The 15,916-nt window shown below is 59.2% G+C and carries 17 protein-coding genes; 15 read left to right on the plus strand and 2 right to left on the minus strand.

Annotated features, from left to right (window positions below; genetic code table 11):
- The first annotated feature begins 94 nt into the window (after positions 1-94).
- The 9 genes from DW937_RS05730 to sstT all read left to right on the plus strand — a co-directional run bounded on the left by DW937_RS05730 (position 95) and on the right by sstT (position 8,452).
- On the plus strand, positions 95-640 hold the full coding sequence (locus DW937_RS05730; protein WP_120120393.1) for a twin-arginine translocation signal domain-containing protein: 546 nt from the start codon (positions 95-97) through the stop codon (positions 638-640).
- 324 nt (positions 641-964) lie between these two features.
- Positions 965-1,858 (plus strand): phosphate ABC transporter substrate-binding protein, encoded by an 894-nt coding sequence (locus DW937_RS05735; protein ID WP_120120394.1) that lies wholly within the window; start codon positions 965-967, stop codon positions 1,856-1,858.
- A 124-nt stretch (positions 1,859-1,982) separates the two neighbouring features.
- Positions 1,983-2,894 (plus strand): phosphate ABC transporter permease subunit PstC, encoded by a 912-nt coding sequence (gene pstC / locus DW937_RS05740; protein WP_097774558.1) that lies wholly within the window; start codon positions 1,983-1,985, stop codon positions 2,892-2,894.
- Entirely contained in the window at positions 2,887-3,744 is an 858-nt protein-coding gene (pstA, locus tag DW937_RS05745; protein WP_097776899.1) for a phosphate ABC transporter permease PstA, read from the plus strand. The genes pstC and pstA overlap by 8 nt, the downstream gene beginning before the upstream one ends.
- 172 nt (positions 3,745-3,916) lie before the next feature.
- Positions 3,917-4,684, plus strand: coding sequence for a phosphate ABC transporter ATP-binding protein PstB (gene pstB, locus DW937_RS05750; protein WP_097774560.1), 768 nt, complete (start codon positions 3,917-3,919; stop codon positions 4,682-4,684).
- Positions 4,685-4,698: 14 nt separating this feature from the next.
- Positions 4,699-5,367 carry a phosphate signaling complex protein PhoU gene (gene phoU / locus DW937_RS05755; RefSeq protein ID WP_120120395.1) on the plus strand — a complete coding sequence of 223 codons (669 nt, stop codon included), beginning with the start codon at positions 4,699-4,701 and terminating at the stop codon, positions 5,365-5,367.
- Positions 5,368-5,764: 397 nt separating this feature from the next.
- Complete coding sequence (locus tag DW937_RS05760) at positions 5,765-6,154, plus strand: helix-turn-helix transcriptional regulator (protein ID WP_044953911.1); 390 nt, start codon at positions 5,765-5,767, stop codon at positions 6,152-6,154.
- Positions 6,155-6,354: 200 nt separating this feature from the next.
- On the plus strand, positions 6,355-6,858 hold the full coding sequence (locus DW937_RS05765) for a GNAT family protein (protein WP_097774563.1): 504 nt from the start codon (positions 6,355-6,357) through the stop codon (positions 6,856-6,858).
- A 346-nt stretch (positions 6,859-7,204) separates the two neighbouring features.
- On the plus strand, positions 7,205-8,452 hold the full coding sequence (gene sstT, locus DW937_RS05770; protein ID WP_347561894.1) for a serine/threonine transporter SstT: 1,248 nt from the start codon (positions 7,205-7,207) through the stop codon (positions 8,450-8,452).
- Positions 8,453-8,498: 46 nt separating this feature from the next.
- Here sstT and DW937_RS05775 read toward each other — a convergent pair whose 3' ends face one another.
- The gene (locus DW937_RS05775) at positions 8,499-9,035 is read right to left on the minus strand and encodes an ECF transporter S component (RefSeq protein WP_120120397.1); all 537 of its coding nucleotides are present in this window, start codon (positions 9,033-9,035) and stop codon (positions 8,499-8,501) included.
- A gap of 45 nt (positions 9,036-9,080) precedes the next feature.
- Positions 9,081-9,500 (minus strand): hypothetical protein, encoded by a 420-nt coding sequence (locus tag DW937_RS14715; protein ID WP_133300966.1) that lies wholly within the window; start codon positions 9,498-9,500, stop codon positions 9,081-9,083.
- A 14-nt stretch (positions 9,501-9,514) separates the two neighbouring features.
- Between DW937_RS14715 and DW937_RS05780 the strand changes: the two genes are divergently transcribed.
- The 6 genes from DW937_RS05780 to hisC all read left to right on the plus strand — a co-directional run bounded on the left by DW937_RS05780 (position 9,515) and on the right by hisC (position 15,913).
- Positions 9,515-10,366 (plus strand): transketolase, encoded by an 852-nt coding sequence (locus DW937_RS05780; RefSeq protein WP_097774567.1) that lies wholly within the window; start codon positions 9,515-9,517, stop codon positions 10,364-10,366.
- A gap of 1 nt (position 10,367) precedes the next feature.
- Positions 10,368-11,315, plus strand: a complete 948-nt coding sequence (locus DW937_RS05785; RefSeq protein ID WP_120019993.1) for a transketolase family protein — start codon at positions 10,368-10,370, stop codon at positions 11,313-11,315.
- Positions 11,316-11,487: 172 nt separating this feature from the next.
- A complete protein-coding gene (gene trxA / locus DW937_RS05790) occupies positions 11,488-11,796 on the plus strand; it encodes a thioredoxin (protein WP_097776904.1) in 309 nt (102 codons plus the stop codon).
- Between the two features lie 174 nt (positions 11,797-11,970).
- Positions 11,971-13,566, plus strand: coding sequence for an ATP phosphoribosyltransferase (hisG, locus tag DW937_RS05795; protein WP_120120398.1), 1,596 nt, complete (start codon positions 11,971-11,973; stop codon positions 13,564-13,566).
- Entirely contained in the window at positions 13,563-14,840 is a 1,278-nt protein-coding gene (gene hisD / locus DW937_RS05800; RefSeq protein WP_120120399.1) for a histidinol dehydrogenase, read from the plus strand. The genes hisG and hisD overlap by 4 nt, the downstream gene beginning before the upstream one ends.
- An 11-nt stretch (positions 14,841-14,851) precedes the next feature.
- Positions 14,852-15,913, plus strand: a complete 1,062-nt coding sequence (gene hisC / locus DW937_RS05805; RefSeq protein WP_120120400.1) for a histidinol-phosphate transaminase — start codon at positions 14,852-14,854, stop codon at positions 15,911-15,913.
- The last annotated feature ends 3 nt before the right edge of the window (positions 15,914-15,916 follow it).

Below are 15,916 nucleotides of genomic sequence, written 5' to 3' on the forward strand. Positions count from 1 at the left end.
TACAGAGCGCCTTTTTGTCATATTTTTGTTGACAGACTCCCAAAAAGTGGTACGCTAAAAGCACAGAAAAACGCTTTTAGAGGAGGGCAATATTATGGCAGAAAAAATGACCCGGCGTACCTTTATGAAGAGCGCAGCAGCTGCGGCTGCAGCAATCTCTTTGTCTGGCATTCTTGCAGGCTGCGGCGGCGGTCTGGCACAGGATGAGGTGAAGCTGGGCGCATATACGGTGAAACTGTACAGTGCGAATACACATGCAGAAGTACAGGGCACCGGCGGCTCTTCGTATAAGATCACGGCAAAGGCAGATATTACATTTGATAAGAATGCGGGAGGCACGTTCCAGGAACTGCCCTGTACAGGAATGTTTACGGGTAAGATCGGCGCGGTTTCTCTGAATACAACCAAACCGACCGGCAGCCTTACGATGTCGAATTTCGCAGGTCTGAACTGGTTCATGAGCAAGGCGACCGTCGATGTCGAAATGACGATCCCGACAGAGGAAGCCTATGAGAAGATCGCCGCCGGAACCCCGGTGGAGGTAACGGTCAGGCTCAACAATGTAGAGGGAAAGCTGTATATCGTACAAAAGGGTAAAACATTCCTTGTGCTGAATACAGACCCGACGCCCGCAGGGTGATTTTAAACGCAGATCACGTTAGACAGCGATCAAAAAAGAAGGCGCTCCATAGAGAGCGCCTTCTTTTTTTGTCACTTTGCCCAGCCAGAAAATGGTATTTTCGGCATATTTATCCTGTTTGTAAAATTTGAGTATAGGCTTTTCATGCCGGCTTTACGCAGGCTTGACACAGCCGCCGGAGCCTGTGCAAAAGCTTTACCTCCATTTTGCGCGTACATGGTCGCAGCGCACACGGCGGTGCGGTACAATAAGGCCGTTCCCAAGGAAAACACAAGAAAACATCGGCCGGAACGACGTTCCGGCATTTATTGGAGGAAAAGGGTTATGAAAAAGATCACTCGTCGTTCGTTTATCACTGTCTGCGGCGCTGCTGCTGCAGCGATGGCTCTGACCGCCTGCGGCGGCGCAGCCTCTTCCACTGTGGCATCCTCTGCTGCAGAGTCTGCCTCTTCTTCTGCCGCTGCTGAGACCGCTGCAGGCACCCTGTCCGGCAATGTGGCGACCGGCGGTTCTACTTCCATGAAGAACGTCATCGCTGCCCTGACCGAGGGCTTTGCCGAGGTGGAGCCGGGTGTCACCGTCAGCTACGACCCCACCGGTTCCGGCGCAGGCATCACCGGTGCTACCGATAAGACGCTGGACATCGGCCTGTCCTCCCGCGCCCTGAAGGACGACGAGAAGAACGACGTGGACGGCACCACCGTGGCGCTGGACGGCATCGCCATCGTTGTCAATAAGGACAGCAAGGTGGCAGACCTGACCGTGGACCAGCTGAAGCAGATGTTCACCGGCGAGATCACCAACTGGAAGGATGTGGGCGGCGACGACGGCGAGATCGTTCTGGTGGGCCGCGAGGCCGGTTCCGGCACCCGCGATGGCTTTGAGAGCATCGTGGACGTGAAGGACAGCTGCAAGTACGCACAGGAGCTGACCGCTACCGGCGCAGTCATCAGCGCTGTGGAGGCCAACCCTCTGGCTGTCGGCTACGCTTCCCTGTCCGCTGTGGGCGACACCGTTGCCATGGTCACCGTGGAGGGTGTGGAGTGCAGCGAGGACACCGTGAAGGACGGCAGCTACAAGATCCAGCGTCCCTTCGTGTTCGTCACCAACAAGAGCGTGACCCTGTCGGAGCAGGCACAGGCCTTTGTGGACTTTGCCACCAGCAAGGACGCTGCCGACCTCATCCGCACCGCAGGCGCTGTGCCGGTGAACGAGTAATTACCGGGTGGTTTGCCGGGGAAAGCTCTCCGGTGAACCGCCTGCCCCGCATCTGAACAAGAAAACTGCCGCGTCGGGCTGCCGTTTCTGCGGGCCGACGCGGCTTTTATAAAGGATTTCAGCTATGAACAAAAAATCCTATCTGAGCCGGGTGCGGCTGCCCCGCACCCCCGCCGAATGGCTGGAAGCGGTGATGAACTTTATCTTCTTCCTGTGCGGTATGCTGGCTGTGGGCTGCGTGGTGCTCATCTCGGTGTACATGGTGATCTCCGGCGTGCCGGCCATCCACAAGATCGGCCTGTTCCAATTCCTGTTCGGCACAAAGTGGGCCTCCACGGCGGCCCAGCCGCTGTTCGGCATCCTGCCCTTTATCCTGTCCAGCATCTACGGCACGCTGGGCGCTGCCATCATCGGTGTGCCCATCGGCCTGCTGACGGCGGTGTTCCTCTCCAAGGCCGCCGACCCAAAGCTGCGCACCGTGGTGGTCACCGCCATCGAGCTGCTGTCCGGCATCCCCAGCGTGGTGTTCGGCCTGCTGGGCATGCAGGTGCTGGTGCCCGCCGTGGCAAAGACCTTCGGCAAGGCTTCCGGTGCCTGCCTGCTGAGCGCTATCGTGGTGCTTTCCATCATGATTTTGCCCAGCATCGTGTCCGTGTCGGTCACGGCACTGAACGCCGTGCCGCCGGAGTATGAGCAGGGCAGTCTGGCACTGGGTGCCACCGACACCGAAACATGGTTCAAAATCAGCATTCCGGCAGCCAAAAGCGGCATTGCCGCAGGCATTGTGCTGGGCATCGGCCGTGCCATCGGCGAGGCCATGGCGGTGATGATGGTGGCAGGCAACAGCCCCAACATGCCGGACAGTCCCTTCCGCAGCGTCACATTCCTGACCACCGCCATCGCCAAGGAGATGAGCTATGCCGGCGGTCTGCAGCGGCAGGCGCTGTTCAGCATCGCGCTGGTGCTGTTCGTCTTTATCATGATCATCAATGTTGTGCTGAACGTTGTGCTGAAGGGAGGAAGCCGGGATGAATAAGGGCCTTTCGCCTTCCCGTCAGATGTGGAACCGGGTCATGACCGCACTGGTCTGGGCCAGCGCCGTTCTGGTGATGGTTCTGGTGGCCGGTATCATCGGCATGGTGCTGGTGCGGGGCATCCCCCACATCAGCTGGAAGTTCCTTTCTACCACTGCCAGTGTGCTGAAAAAGACCGACGGCATCCTGCCTGCCATCCTCAACACACTGTATGTCATTGTGCTGACATTACTGATCGTACTGCCTCTGGGCGTGGGCGCGGCGGTCTACCTGACCGAGTATGCCTCCAACCGACGGCTCATCGAGGTCATTGAGTTCACCAACGAAACGCTGGCGGGCATCCCCAGCATCATCTACGGTCTGGTGGGCATGCTGGTGTTCAGTCAGGCGCTGGGCTTCCAGACCTGTCTGCTGTCCGGTTCACTCACGCTGGTGGTCATGAACCTGCCCACCATCATCCGCACCACGCAGGAATCCCTCAAGACGGTGCCGCAGGGCTACCGTGAGGGTGCCATGGGCTTGGGTGCAGGCAAGTGGCACATCATCCGCACCATCGTGCTGCCCTGCAGCATCGACGGCATCGTGACCGGCTGCATTCTGGCTGTGGGCCGCATCGTGGGCGAAAGTGCCGCTCTGCTCTTCACCGCCGGTGCCGCAGAGGTCATTGCCAAGAGCGTGGCCAAAGCCTACACCTCCAACGGTGCCACCCTGTCGGTGCTGCTGTACCTGCGTGCCTTTGAGGACGGCGATTTTGATTCCGCATGGGGCATCGGTGCGGTGCTGCTGGTGCTGGTGCTGGCCATCAACCTTGCGGCGCGGCTGGCAAAGACTAAGCTGAAACAGAAACAGTAAAATTTGATTTTACTGTTCAAAATGGCCTCCGCATTCGCTCTGGCCATGAATCGCGGAAAAATTATTTTTAATTTCGTAGATTTGAAAAATCTGCGGATTTTTCAAATCTACCTTTTCACGGGAAGGGTCGAAACGGTAAACTTCCTGTTGAAATTCAACAATGAGGTACTCTATGGAAAACACGAACATGCCGGTGATATCGGCAAAAGACCTGAACCTCTGGTACGGCGACTTCAAGGCGCTGAAAGGCATTTCGCTGGACGTGGGCGAGCGGGAGATCACCGCTCTCATCGGCCCTTCCGGCTGCGGCAAGTCCACCTTTTTAAAGACCCTCAACCGCATGAACGACCTTGTGCCGAATGTGCGCATCGAGGGGGATGTGCGGCTCAAGGGCGAGGACATTTTTGCCCGGGAAATGCAGCTTACCGACCTGCGCCGCCGGGTGGGCATGGTGTTCCAGAAGGCCAATCCCTTCCCCATGAGCATTTACGACAACATCACCTACGGCCCCAAGCTGCACGGCGTGCGCAATAAGGCTGAGCTGGACGAGCTGGTGGAAAGCAGCCTGCGGGGCGCGGCCCTGTGGGACGAGGTGAAGGACCGCCTGAAAAAGAGCGCGCTGGGCCTTTCCGGCGGCCAGCAGCAGCGTCTGTGCATCGCCCGTGCACTGGCGGTGAAGCCCGAAGTGCTGCTGATGGATGAGCCCACCAGCGCACTGGACCCCGGCTCCACCATGAAGGTGGAGGAGCTGATGAGCGAGCTGAAGAAGAACTACACGGTGGTCATCGTTACCCACAACATGCAGCAGGCGGCCCGTATCAGCGACCGCACCGCCTTCTTCCTGCTGGGCGAGCTGGTGGAAGTGGGCCCCACGGCGCAGATCTTCAGCGCACCGCAGGATAAACGCACCGAGGACTACATTTCCGGTCGGTTCGGTTAAAGGAGGAAACAGCTATGAGTATCCGTAAACAGTACGACACCGATCTGGAATCGCTGAAAAATTCGCTGACCGAAATGGGCCGCAACTCTGCCGATGCCGTGGAGAACGCTTTGGAAGCGCTCTGCGTTGCTGATGCCGATGCAGCTGCGGCCATCGTGAAGGGGGATGCCCGCATCAACAATATGGAGCGGGATATCGAGCACCGCTGCATGACGTTGCTGCTGCGTCAGCAGCCGGTGGCAGGCGATCTGCGCCGCATCTCCACCGCCATGAAGGTGGTCACGGATATTGAGCGCATCGGCGACCATGCCGCCGACATCGCCGAGATCATCCCCCACCTTGTCACCGTCCGCAAAGAGGGCGACCCGGCGGTAAGTCGGGCCATTGCCATGGGCAAAAAGGCCCACCAGATGATCCTGGATGCTCTCGATGCCCTGACGGCAGAGGACGAAAATGCCGCCCGCAGGGTGATCGCCGCAGACGACGCGGTGGATTACGACTTCAACGCCATCAAGCATCAGCTGGCGCAGGAGATCGCCGAAGATCCCGGCAAGGTGGACGCAGCGCTGGACCTGCTGATGGTCATTAAGTATCTGGAGCGCATCGGCGACCACGCCGTGAATGTGGCCGAGTGGGTGCAGTTCGTGCGCACCGGCCGCTACAAAGACGAAAGCATGTTCTGAGCATTTCCCTTCCTCATTTTTGAGGGTTCGTGTTTTCTTTATTTCTCCTGAAAAAGGCCGTTTCTGCCCGGTGCGGAAGCGGTCTTTTTCTGTAAGACGAAAACCCTCTCAGGCTCACTGCGTTCGCCAGCTCCCCCGAAGGGGGAGCTTTTAAGCATCTACCGGTTCGTGCCGATAAAGCTCCCCCTTCGGGGGAGCTGGCACGCCGTCAGGCGTGACTGAGAGGGGTCGGACTCCTACAACGAAAATTGACTAAAAATTTTTTAGCTTTCTGCAATATTCCGGTGCGTCGGTTCGTATCTGAGGTGTAGGGCGGCAGGAGCCGCCATTCCCTGTGCGGCGGGCGTCCGACATCCCCCAGTCCCCGCCCGCCGCACCCTTTACGGAGGAAACGCAGATGACACAGACGAATCCTATCCTGCCGGAAGTCAGGGCCGGAACGGTCAGCCGCGAAGCACTGGTGCAGGCGGCACTCAAAGAGATCACCCAGAATTACCGCGAAGCAAGCCTTTCCAACGTGGCACGGGAGTACGGCGTTTCGCTGGCATATGTCAGCGAGTGCGTGCGTGCCCAGACCGGACGCACCTATAAGGAATTGCTGCAAAAGCACCGTATGGAGACCGCTGCCCGCCTGCTGCGCCGCAGCGACATGAACATCCAGCAGATCATTTCTCTGGTGGGCTACGAGAACACCAGCTATTTCTACCGCCTGTTCCACGAGCGGTATGGTCTCAGCCCGCGGGAATACCGGCTGGTGCGCACCGGCCATGGCCGCGCCAGCGCATAAGGTACTTGCTCTAAAAGCAGGGACTGCTGCACATCGTTTTAGCCGAAAGTGCAGCAGCCCCTGCTTTTTGCCGTTTTGGAGCATTTTAAGGTACTTTGGTGCGGGAACTGGATTTTTATGGTAATTTGTAGTACAATAAGAACAATTCTCAAAGTGCTGTGCCGGACCGAGCGCAGCGCAGAAAAGACGAGGTGGAATGAATGTTTCGTGGAGCAGTGAGAGGGGATCTGCCCCAGATCCTGAAGATCTACGCCCATGCACGTGCAGTCATGAAGGCATCTGGCAACCCGACCCAGTGGGGGGATAATTTCCCGCCGCAGGAACTGCTGGAGGAGGATATCGACTCGAACCGGTTGTTCCTCTATGTGGTCAACGGCCAGATCGAGGCCGTGTTTGCCTTTATTCTGGGGGCAGACCCCACCTACGCCGCCATTGAGGACGGCCAGTGGCTGGACGATACCCTGCCCTATGGCACGGTGCACCGTCTGGCATCGGCCGGAAAGCACAAGGGCGTGGCATCGGCAGTGCTGGACTGGAGCATGGAGCACTGCCAGAGCCTGCGTGCCGACACCCACGCCGACAACAAGATCATGCAGCATCTGCTGGAAAAGAACGGCTTTACCCGCTGCGGCATCATCCATGTGGCAGACGGCTCGCCCCGCTTTGCCTACCAGAAGCTTGCCCCCACCCAGCCGCTGGGTTGAAACAGAATACACCCCCAAAGAGCCCCGGTCTGCGGATGCAGAGCCTGCCATGCAGGACTGCGCACGCAGGCTTTTTTGTTTGCCCCCGCTCGCTCCGCCCTGCGCCGCTCGACGGTGACGGAGAGAACAAAGCCGCGAATGGCCAAACCTGTCCTTGCTACAAATACAGATCAACGGAAAACCCCCATGGGCACCGACCTGAATGCAAATTTGTGAACGAAAAATGTCTGAAAACGCTTTCATTTCTCTGCCGTATGTGCTATAATAACACCCGTCCTTGTGTAAGAGACAGGAAGCTGTACGCCATTGGCGTACAATAGGAAAGAGGAGTGTCTATATGAAAACGTTGAATAAGGCAGTTGCCCGCTACAACGGCATCAGCCTGATCGTTCGCATTCTGATCGGCCTGTTCATCGGTGCGGTGCTGGCTCTGGTGGCCCCCGGTGCAGGCTGGGTGGGTGAACTGGGCAGCCTGTTCGTTGGCGCACTGAAGGGCATCGCCCCGGTGCTGGTGTTCGTGATCGTGGCAAGTGCTCTGGCACAGGGCTCTTCCAAGCTGGACCGCCGCGTCGGCACGGTCATCTGGCTGTACATGCTCACCACCTTTCTGGCTGCGGCCATCGCAGTGGCGACCAGCTTTATGTTCCCGGTCACGGTCGTGCTGGCAGACGCTGCCCAGTCGGACGTGGTGCCGCAGGGTCTGGGCGAAGTGATGGGCACTCTGCTCACCAACTTTGTGGCAAACCCCGTCAGTGCCATCATGAGCGGCAACTACATCGGCATCCTGTTCTGGGCCTGCATGTTCGGCGTGGCCATGAAGAAGATCGGCTCTGACACCACCAAGACCTTTATGGCAAACACCGCCGATGCGGTCTCCCAGATCGTGCGCTGGATCATCAATCTGGCACCCTTCGGCATCATGGGTCTGGTCTACACCAATGTTTCCGGCAACGGCCTTGCCATCTTTACCCAGTACGGCAAGCTGCTGGCCCTGCTGGTGGGCACCATGCTGTTCATGGCCCTCATCGTCTCCCCCTTCATCATGTTTATCTATCTGGGCTGCAACCCCTATCCGCTGGTGTTCCGCTGCCTGCGTGAGTCCGGCCTGACCGCCTTCTTCACCCGCAGCTCCGCCGCCAACATCCCCGTGAACATGGCCCTGTGCGAAAAGCTGGGTCTGGACAAGGATATGTACTCCGTCTCCATCCCGCTGGGCGCCACCATCAACATGGACGGTGCCGCCATCACCATCACCATCATGACGCTGGCCGCTGCTAACACCTTGGGCATTCAGGTGTCTCTGCCTGCAGCCATCGTGCTGAGCGCTATGAGCGCTCTGGGTGCCTGCGGTGCTTCCGGCGTGGCCGGCGGTTCCCTGCTGCTGATCCCCATGGCCTGCTCCCTGTTCGGCATCTCCAACGATGTCGCCATGCAGATGGTGGGTGTCGGCTTCATCATCGGCGTGGTGCAGGACTCTGTGGAGACTGCCCTGAACTCTGCCGGTGACGTGGAGTTCGCTGCCACCGCCGAGTATCATCAGTGGCGCAAGCAGGGCAAGCCCCTGCCGGAGTTCCTGAGCGGCAAGAAGAATTAAAAGAGCAAAAAAATGGCTGGCATCCTGCGATGCCAGCCATTTTTTGTCAGTCGATGACCTTTGCCTCCTGCAAAGCCACCAAAATCAGCGGGATGAGCACCAGCTGAGCCACGATGCCCGGCACAGCGGTGAGCAGTGCACCGGACAAAAACGCGCTGAACGGGAAGCTGGAACCGGTCAGGCCGGCCAGCACAAAGCGTACCGTACCCCAGACCAAACGGCCTGCCACCATGGCGGTGACAAGAGAAGCGTACATCATGGGCACGGTGTGCTTCACCTTGTGCCAGAGCACGCCGGACACAAGGCCGTAGGTGGCCAGCTCAAAGGCCATGGCAATGGCGATGGGGAACATCGGCGGCATGCCGAACAGCACCGACCGCACCAGCGGAGCAATGAAGCCCACGGAAAGGCCCCATGGACCGCCCAGCACAAAGCCGCACAGCAGAATGGGAAAATGCATCGGGCACAGCATGTTGCCCACCTGCGGCACATGGCCGGTGATCATGGGCAGCACAAAGGCCAGTGCAAGGAACAGTGCAGCCAGCACGAGGCTGCGGGTGGTGGAATGGGGGTTCGTTTTCATAAAAAGCTTCCTCCTTTGGCCAGACAAAAAAGGGGTCTGCCCGGCTTACAAGCCAACGGCAGACCCCTTCGTGGTGTCTATAGCAGCAAAAATAAGATGGCAGAACGCAAAGGCCCCCTGTGGGTTTTGCTCTGCACCGCTGCGTAAGCGCAGCGGTGGATAAAATGCTCCATCAGGATGGAGAACACGGGCTTCTGTCCGCACACCCGGCTTCGTGCCGGAATCTGTGAAAAATATAGCAGATGCTTCTGGCTTTGTCAAGATACGGCAAAAAGCCTGCAATTTGACCAAAAAGCGGCAAATTTCCGTGAATATTTCCCCGTGTGTGTACATTTTGCATGAAGATGCTTGACCTTTTTGCATAGAATAGCTAATATAAACTTGAAAAAGAGCGCGCTGCGGGCAGCAGGACTGCACCGGCGCTGACGAAAGGCTTTTTTGAACATGTGCAAATCTGAGGTTCATACGGGAGGACCATCATGACAAATGCAGAAAAACTTACTCTGGCCAAGCACGCCTGCCACATCCGCATGGGCGTGATCGAGGGCACGCACAGCGCAAAGTGCGGTCATCCGGGCGGCAGTCTGGATATCGCCGAGCTGCTGAGCTACCTCTATTTCGTGGAAATGAACATTGACCCGAAGGACCCCAAGAAGGCCGACCGCGACCGTCTGGTGCTGTCCAAGGGCCATGCAGCACCGGCACTGTATGCAGCGCTGGCAGAGCGCGGCTATTTCCCGGTGGAAGACCTTAAGACCCTGCGTAAGATCGGCAGCTATCTGCAGGGCCACCCCAACATGAACGAGACCCCGGGCGTGGATATGTCCACCGGCAGTCTGGGTCAGGGCGTGTCTGCCGCCTGCGGCATGGCACTGGGTGCCAAGCACGCCGGTAAGCCCATCAACGTCTACACCATCCTGGGCGATGGCGAGGTGGAAGAGGGCGAGTGCTGGGAAGCCTTCATGTTTGCCGCACACTACGGCCTTTCCAACCTGTGCGTTGTGCTGGACCGCAACCACCTGCAGATCGATGGCACCACCGAAACCGTGATGAACAGCGCCCCGCTGGAAGAGAAGCTGAAGGCCTTCAACTTCAATGTTGTCACCATCGACGGCCACGACTACGACCAGATCGAAGCTGCCATGCAGGCATTCCATGCAGAGACTGCAAAGCCCACCTGCATCATCATGGACACCACAAAGGGCAAGGGCGTTTCTTATATGACCAACTCTGTGGACTGGCACGGCAAGGGCCCCAACGATGACGAGTACAAGATCGCAATTGAGGAACTGAACGCCGCATACGCCGCGCTGGAGCAGGAGGAAAACTAAGATGGCAGATGTGAAGAAGATCGCTACCCGTGAAAGCTACGGCAACACCCTGAAGGAGCTGGCCGCAGAGGGCCACGAGGATCTGGTGGTGCTGGACGCAGACCTTGCCGCTGCCACCAAGACCGGCATGTTCCGCAAGGCTTACCCGGATCGTCATTTTGACTGCGGCATTGCCGAGGAAAACATGATGGGCGTGGCTGCGGGCCTGTCCACCATGGGCTACGTGCCCTTTGTTTCCAGCTTTGCCATGTTCGCCGCCGGCCGTGCCTTTGAGCAGGTGCGCAACTCCATCGGCTATCCCCACCTGAACGTGAAGATCGGTGCCACCCACGGCGGTATCTCGGTGGGCGAGGACGGCGCTTCCCATCAGTGCTGCGAGGACTTTGCCCTCATGCGCAGCATCCCCGGCATGACCGTGATCTGCCCCGCCGACGATGTGGAGGCCCGCGCCGCTGTGCGTGCTGCCTACGCAATGGAAGGCCCCGTCTACCTGCGCTTTGGCCGTTTGGCTGTGCCTGTGTTCCACGATGCCGAGAACTATCACTTCGAGATCGGCAAGGGTGAGCAGATCACTGAGGGCGGCGACATTGCCATCATCGCCACCGGCCTGATGGTCAACGAAGCCCGCATTGCCGCGGAACAGCTGGCTGCCGAGGGCATCCATGCCCGGGTCATCAACATCCACACCATCAAGCCTCTGGACGAGGAGATCGTCCTCAAGGCTGCAAAGGAATGCGGCAAGGTCATCACCGCCGAGGAGCACAATGTCATCGGCGGTCTGGGCGAGGCCGTCTGCGCCGTGCTGAGCGAAAAGCTGCCCACCCCTGTGCGCCGTGTGGGCGTGCAGGACAAGTTTGGCTGCTCCGGCCCTGCATGGGACCTGTTGCGTGAGTACGGTCTGGATGCCGCTACCATCTGCAAGACTGCCCACGAAATGCTGGGCAAATAAAGCTGCCGGAATCTCACAAAAGCTGAAGGGGCTGCTGCACGTTTGTTCAAAACGATGTGCAGCAGCCCCTTTTTGCGCCCCAATGTGACCCGGTTACGGAAAAGCCCTGGCGTTTTGGGTATACTGATGCCATAAGAACAACCACGAACGAACCCTTTCAGGAGGTAGAAATATGGCAGTTGTTACGATCACGAAAGAAAATTTTGAGCAGGAGGTGCTGCAGAGCGCAAAGCCTGTGCTGCTGGACTTCTGGGCCAGCTGGTGCGGCCCCTGCCGCATGCTCAGCCCCGTTGTGGACGAGGTAGCTGAGGAGCGCACCGATGTGAAGGTGGGCAAGGTGAATGTGGACGAGCAGCCGGAGCTGGCCGGGGAGTTCGGCGTCATGAGCATCCCCACTCTGCTGGTGTTTGAGCAGGGCAAGCTGGTGCGTCAGGCCGTGGGTGCCCGCCCGAAGGCCAGTGTGCTGGAGCTGCTTGGGTAAATATGCGTGCTGAAAAGGAGCTGTTGCGCCATGCGACGGCTCCTTTTCTTCTTTTCCCTGTACAAACGCACAGAAAAATCGTATCATTGAGTTGGAAACACCGTCACTTTCCTACTTTACAACTTTACCGAGATAAAGTAAAATAAACTCAAGTAAGAAATGGGGGAACCGACAATGGAATTCAGCCTTGCAAACCTGCAGCCCAAGGAGCGCGCCTCCTTTGCGCTGCGCGCCTTGTACGAAGCGGCGGGCTGCCGCAAGTATCATATGGGCCGGTTTGAGGAGTACGGCCTGTATCAGGCCAACCGCAGCTTTTTGTCGTCCGAACAGGTCATTACCTTTACCGATCTGGACGGCCGTCTGCTGGCCCTCAAGCCGGACGTGACCCTCTCCATTGCCAAGACGGCGCAGCCCGCCCCCGGCGAGACCCTGCGCTACTACTATCACGAGAACGTCTACCGCCCTTCCGCCGAGAGCCACACCTTTAAAGAGATCAGCCAGATGGGCCTTGAGATGCTGGGTGCGGTGGGCGAAGCACAGGTGCAGCAGGCGGTGTGTCTGGCGGCGCGGTCGCTGGATGCGCTGGGGGCCGATTGGGTGCTGGAAGTGAGCCACATGGGCTACCTGTTCGGCCTGTTCGACGCGCTGGGCGTGCCGGATGCCGCCCGCGCAAAGCTGCTGGAAAAGCTGCGGGAGAAAAACGCCCACGAGCTGCGGGCTGCAGCCGGAGCCGCCGGCCTTGCCGATGCCGCCGATACCCTGTGCAGCGTGCTGGATCTTTCCGGTGCCTATGCCGAAACGCTGGAAAAGGCTGCAGCCCTGTGCCGCAACGACGCCATGCGCGCAGCGGTGGCCGAGCTGGAAGCGCTGGCTGTGCCGCTGGAAAAGGCGGGCGGCGTGATCCGGCTGGACATGACGCTGGCCGGTGAGATGGAATACTACAACGGCCTTGTGTTTCAGGGCTACCTGAAAGCCCTGCCCCGCCCCCTGCTCAAGGGCGGCCGCTACGACCTGCTGATGCAGAAGTTCACCCCCGGTGCCGGTGCCATCGGCTTTGCGGTCTATCTGGACGAGCTGGACCGCCTGAGCGCCCCGCTGCCGCCGGTGCAGAAGAACAGCACCGACAGGGTGATGCTGAACGTGGCCCTGCCCAAGGGCCGTCTGGGCGATAAGGTGTATCACCTGCTGGCGGGCATCGGCTACGGCTGCCCGGAGGACTACAACGCCACCCGCAAGCTGGTGGTGGAAAACCCGGAGGCCGGCATCCGCTACTTCCTCGTCAAGCCCAGCGATGTTGCCATCTATGTGGAGCACGGTGCCGCCGATGTGGGCATCGTGGGAAAGGACATCCTCACAGAGGCTTCTGCCGATGTGTATGAGCTGCTGGACACCGGCCTTGGCAAATGCCGCATGTGCGTTGCCGCCCCGGCCGATTACCAAGACGACCCCAGCCGCCCGGTGCGGGTGGCCACCAAATTCGTCAACATTGCAAAGAGCTACTACGCATCTATGGGGCGGGACATCGATATCATCAAGCTGAACGGCTCCATTGAGCTGGCCCCCATTCTGGGCCTTTCGGACGTCATCGTGGATATCGTGGAGACCGGCACCACCCTGCGGGAGAACGGCCTGAAGGTGGTCACCGAGTTCATGCCCATCTCGGCCCGGTTCATTGCCAACAAGGCCAGCTACCAGTTCAAGCACGCCGAAATGGACACCATGCTGGAAAAGCTGCGGGCGGAACTGCAGAACAAGGAGGAAGCAAAATGATCAAGCTGTATAACTTTGACGAGCTGAAGCCCGAAGAGATTCTGAACCGCGACATCCGCGCGGAAAAGAACGTGGAGGATGTGGTGGACGGCATCATTGCCGATGTGCGCGCCCGGGGCGACGATGCCCTGAAGGATTATGCGCTGAAATTTGACGGCGCGAAGATCGATGCCCTGCAGGTGACGCAGGAGGAGATCGACGAAGCCTTTGCGGGCATGGACCCCTACTTCCTCGAAACGCTGCGCGAAGCCGCCGCCAACATCGAGAGCTTCCACCGCAAGCAGGTGCACAAGAATTTTGTGGTGAACGACAAGCCCGGCATCGTGCTGGGCCAGAAATATACCCCCATTGAAAAGGCCGGTGTCTATGTGCCCGGCGGCACGGCGGCTTATCCCTCCACCGTGCTCATGGACGTGATCCCGGCAAAGGTGGCAGGCGTGTCCGAAATCGTCATGACCACCCCCGCCGGAAAGGACGGCAGGGTGAACCCGGTCATCCTTGCCGCCGCTGCCACCGCAGGCGTGACCAAGATCTTCAAGACCGGCGGCGCACAGGCTGTGGCGGCGCTGGCCTACGGCACCCAGAGCATCCCTGCAGTGGATAAGATCGTTGGCCCCGGCAACATCTACGTTGCCACCGCCAAGCGCAAGGTGTTCGGCAAGGTGGGCATCGATATGATCGCAGGCCCCAGCGAAATTCTGGTGCTGGCCGACGGCGGCTGCAACCCCGCATGGGTGGCAGCAGACCTGCTGAGTCAGGCCGAGCACGACAAACTGGCAAGCCCGGTCCTCGTCACCGACAGCCCGGAGCTGGCCAAGGCCGTGCAGGCGGAGCTGGAGGTGCAGATCCCTCAGCTGCCCCGTGCCGCCATCGCCCGCGCCAGCGTGGACGACAACGGCAAGATCATCCTCTGCACCGACCTGCACAAGGCCATTGAAGCCTGCAACATCATTGCACCGGAACATCTGGAAGTGTGCGTGGAGGACCCCTTCGGCGTGCTGAACGAGATCAAAAACGCAGGCAGCATTTTCCTTGGCCGCAACGTGCCGGAAGCGCTGGGCGATTACTTTGCAGGCCCCAACCACACTCTGCCCACCAGCGGCACCGCCCGCTTCTCAAGCCCCTTGGGCGTAGACGACTTTGTAAAAAAGTCCAGCTTCCTCTACTACACCCGGGAAGCGCTGGGCGAAGTAGCCCCCCGCATCGCCGATTTTGCCGAGCGCGAGGGCCTGCACGCCCACGCCCGCAGCGTGACCATCCGGTATGAAAAGTGAGGATTTGAACCATGAGTAAATTCCTTTCTCCCACGCTGGCCGCTGTCACCCCCTACACCCCGGGTGAGCAGCCGCAGGATCAGCAGTACATCAAACTGAACACCAACGAAAGCCCCTATCTGCCCTCCCCGGCGGTGATTGCCGCCGTGAGCGAGCACGAGGTGGAAAAGCTGCGCCTTTACTCCGACCCCGCCTGTGCCGACCTGCTCAAGGCGGCCGCAGCCCACTTCGGTTTGCAGCCGGAGCAGATCATGCCCGGCAATGGCAGCGACGAGAACCTCTTCTTTGCGCTGCGTGCCTTCTGCGACGCAGACCACCCGCTGGCCTATGCCGACATCACCTACGGCTGCTACGGCGTGTGGTGTGGGCTGATGCACATTCCCAGCCACATCATCCCGCTGAAAGAGGATTTCACCCTTGACCCGAAGGACTACTACGGCCTGAACCAGACCATCGTCCTTGCAAACCCCAACGCCCCCACCGGTATTGCACTGCCCCGGGCGGAAATTGAGGGCATCTTAAAGGCAAACCCGAACAATGTGGTCATCGTGGACGAGGCCTATGTGGACTTTGGCGGCGAGAGCTGCGTGCCCCTCATCGACCAGTACGAGAACCTGCTGGTGGTGCAGACTTTTTCCAAGTCCCGGCAGCTGGCCGGTGCGCGTCTGGGTCTTGCCATGGGCAATGCAAAGCTCATTGCCGACCTGAACCGGGTCAAGTTCAGCCTGAACCCCTACAACATCAACCGCCTGACCCTGAAGGCCGGGCAGGCTGCGCTGGAAGATACCGCTTATTTTGACAGGACCCGTGCCGCCATCGTGGACACCCGCGCATGGACAAAACAACAGCTGGAACAACGCGGCTTTGCCGTGCTGGACAGCCGCTCCAACTTCCTGTTTGCAAGTACCGACCGGAAAGACGGCGAGGCGCTCTACAAAGAGTTGAAGAAAAACGGCATTCTGGTGCGCCATTTTGACGCGCCCCGCATCCAGAACTGGCTGCGCATCACCATTGGCACGCCGGAACAGATGCAGACGTTTATGGAAACGCTGGATAAGATCATGGAGGAATGAACC

The organism is Faecalibacterium sp. AM43-5AT, from assembly GCF_003603345.1.
Classification (GTDB): domain Bacteria; phylum Bacillota; class Clostridia; order Oscillospirales; family Ruminococcaceae; genus Faecalibacterium; species Faecalibacterium taiwanense.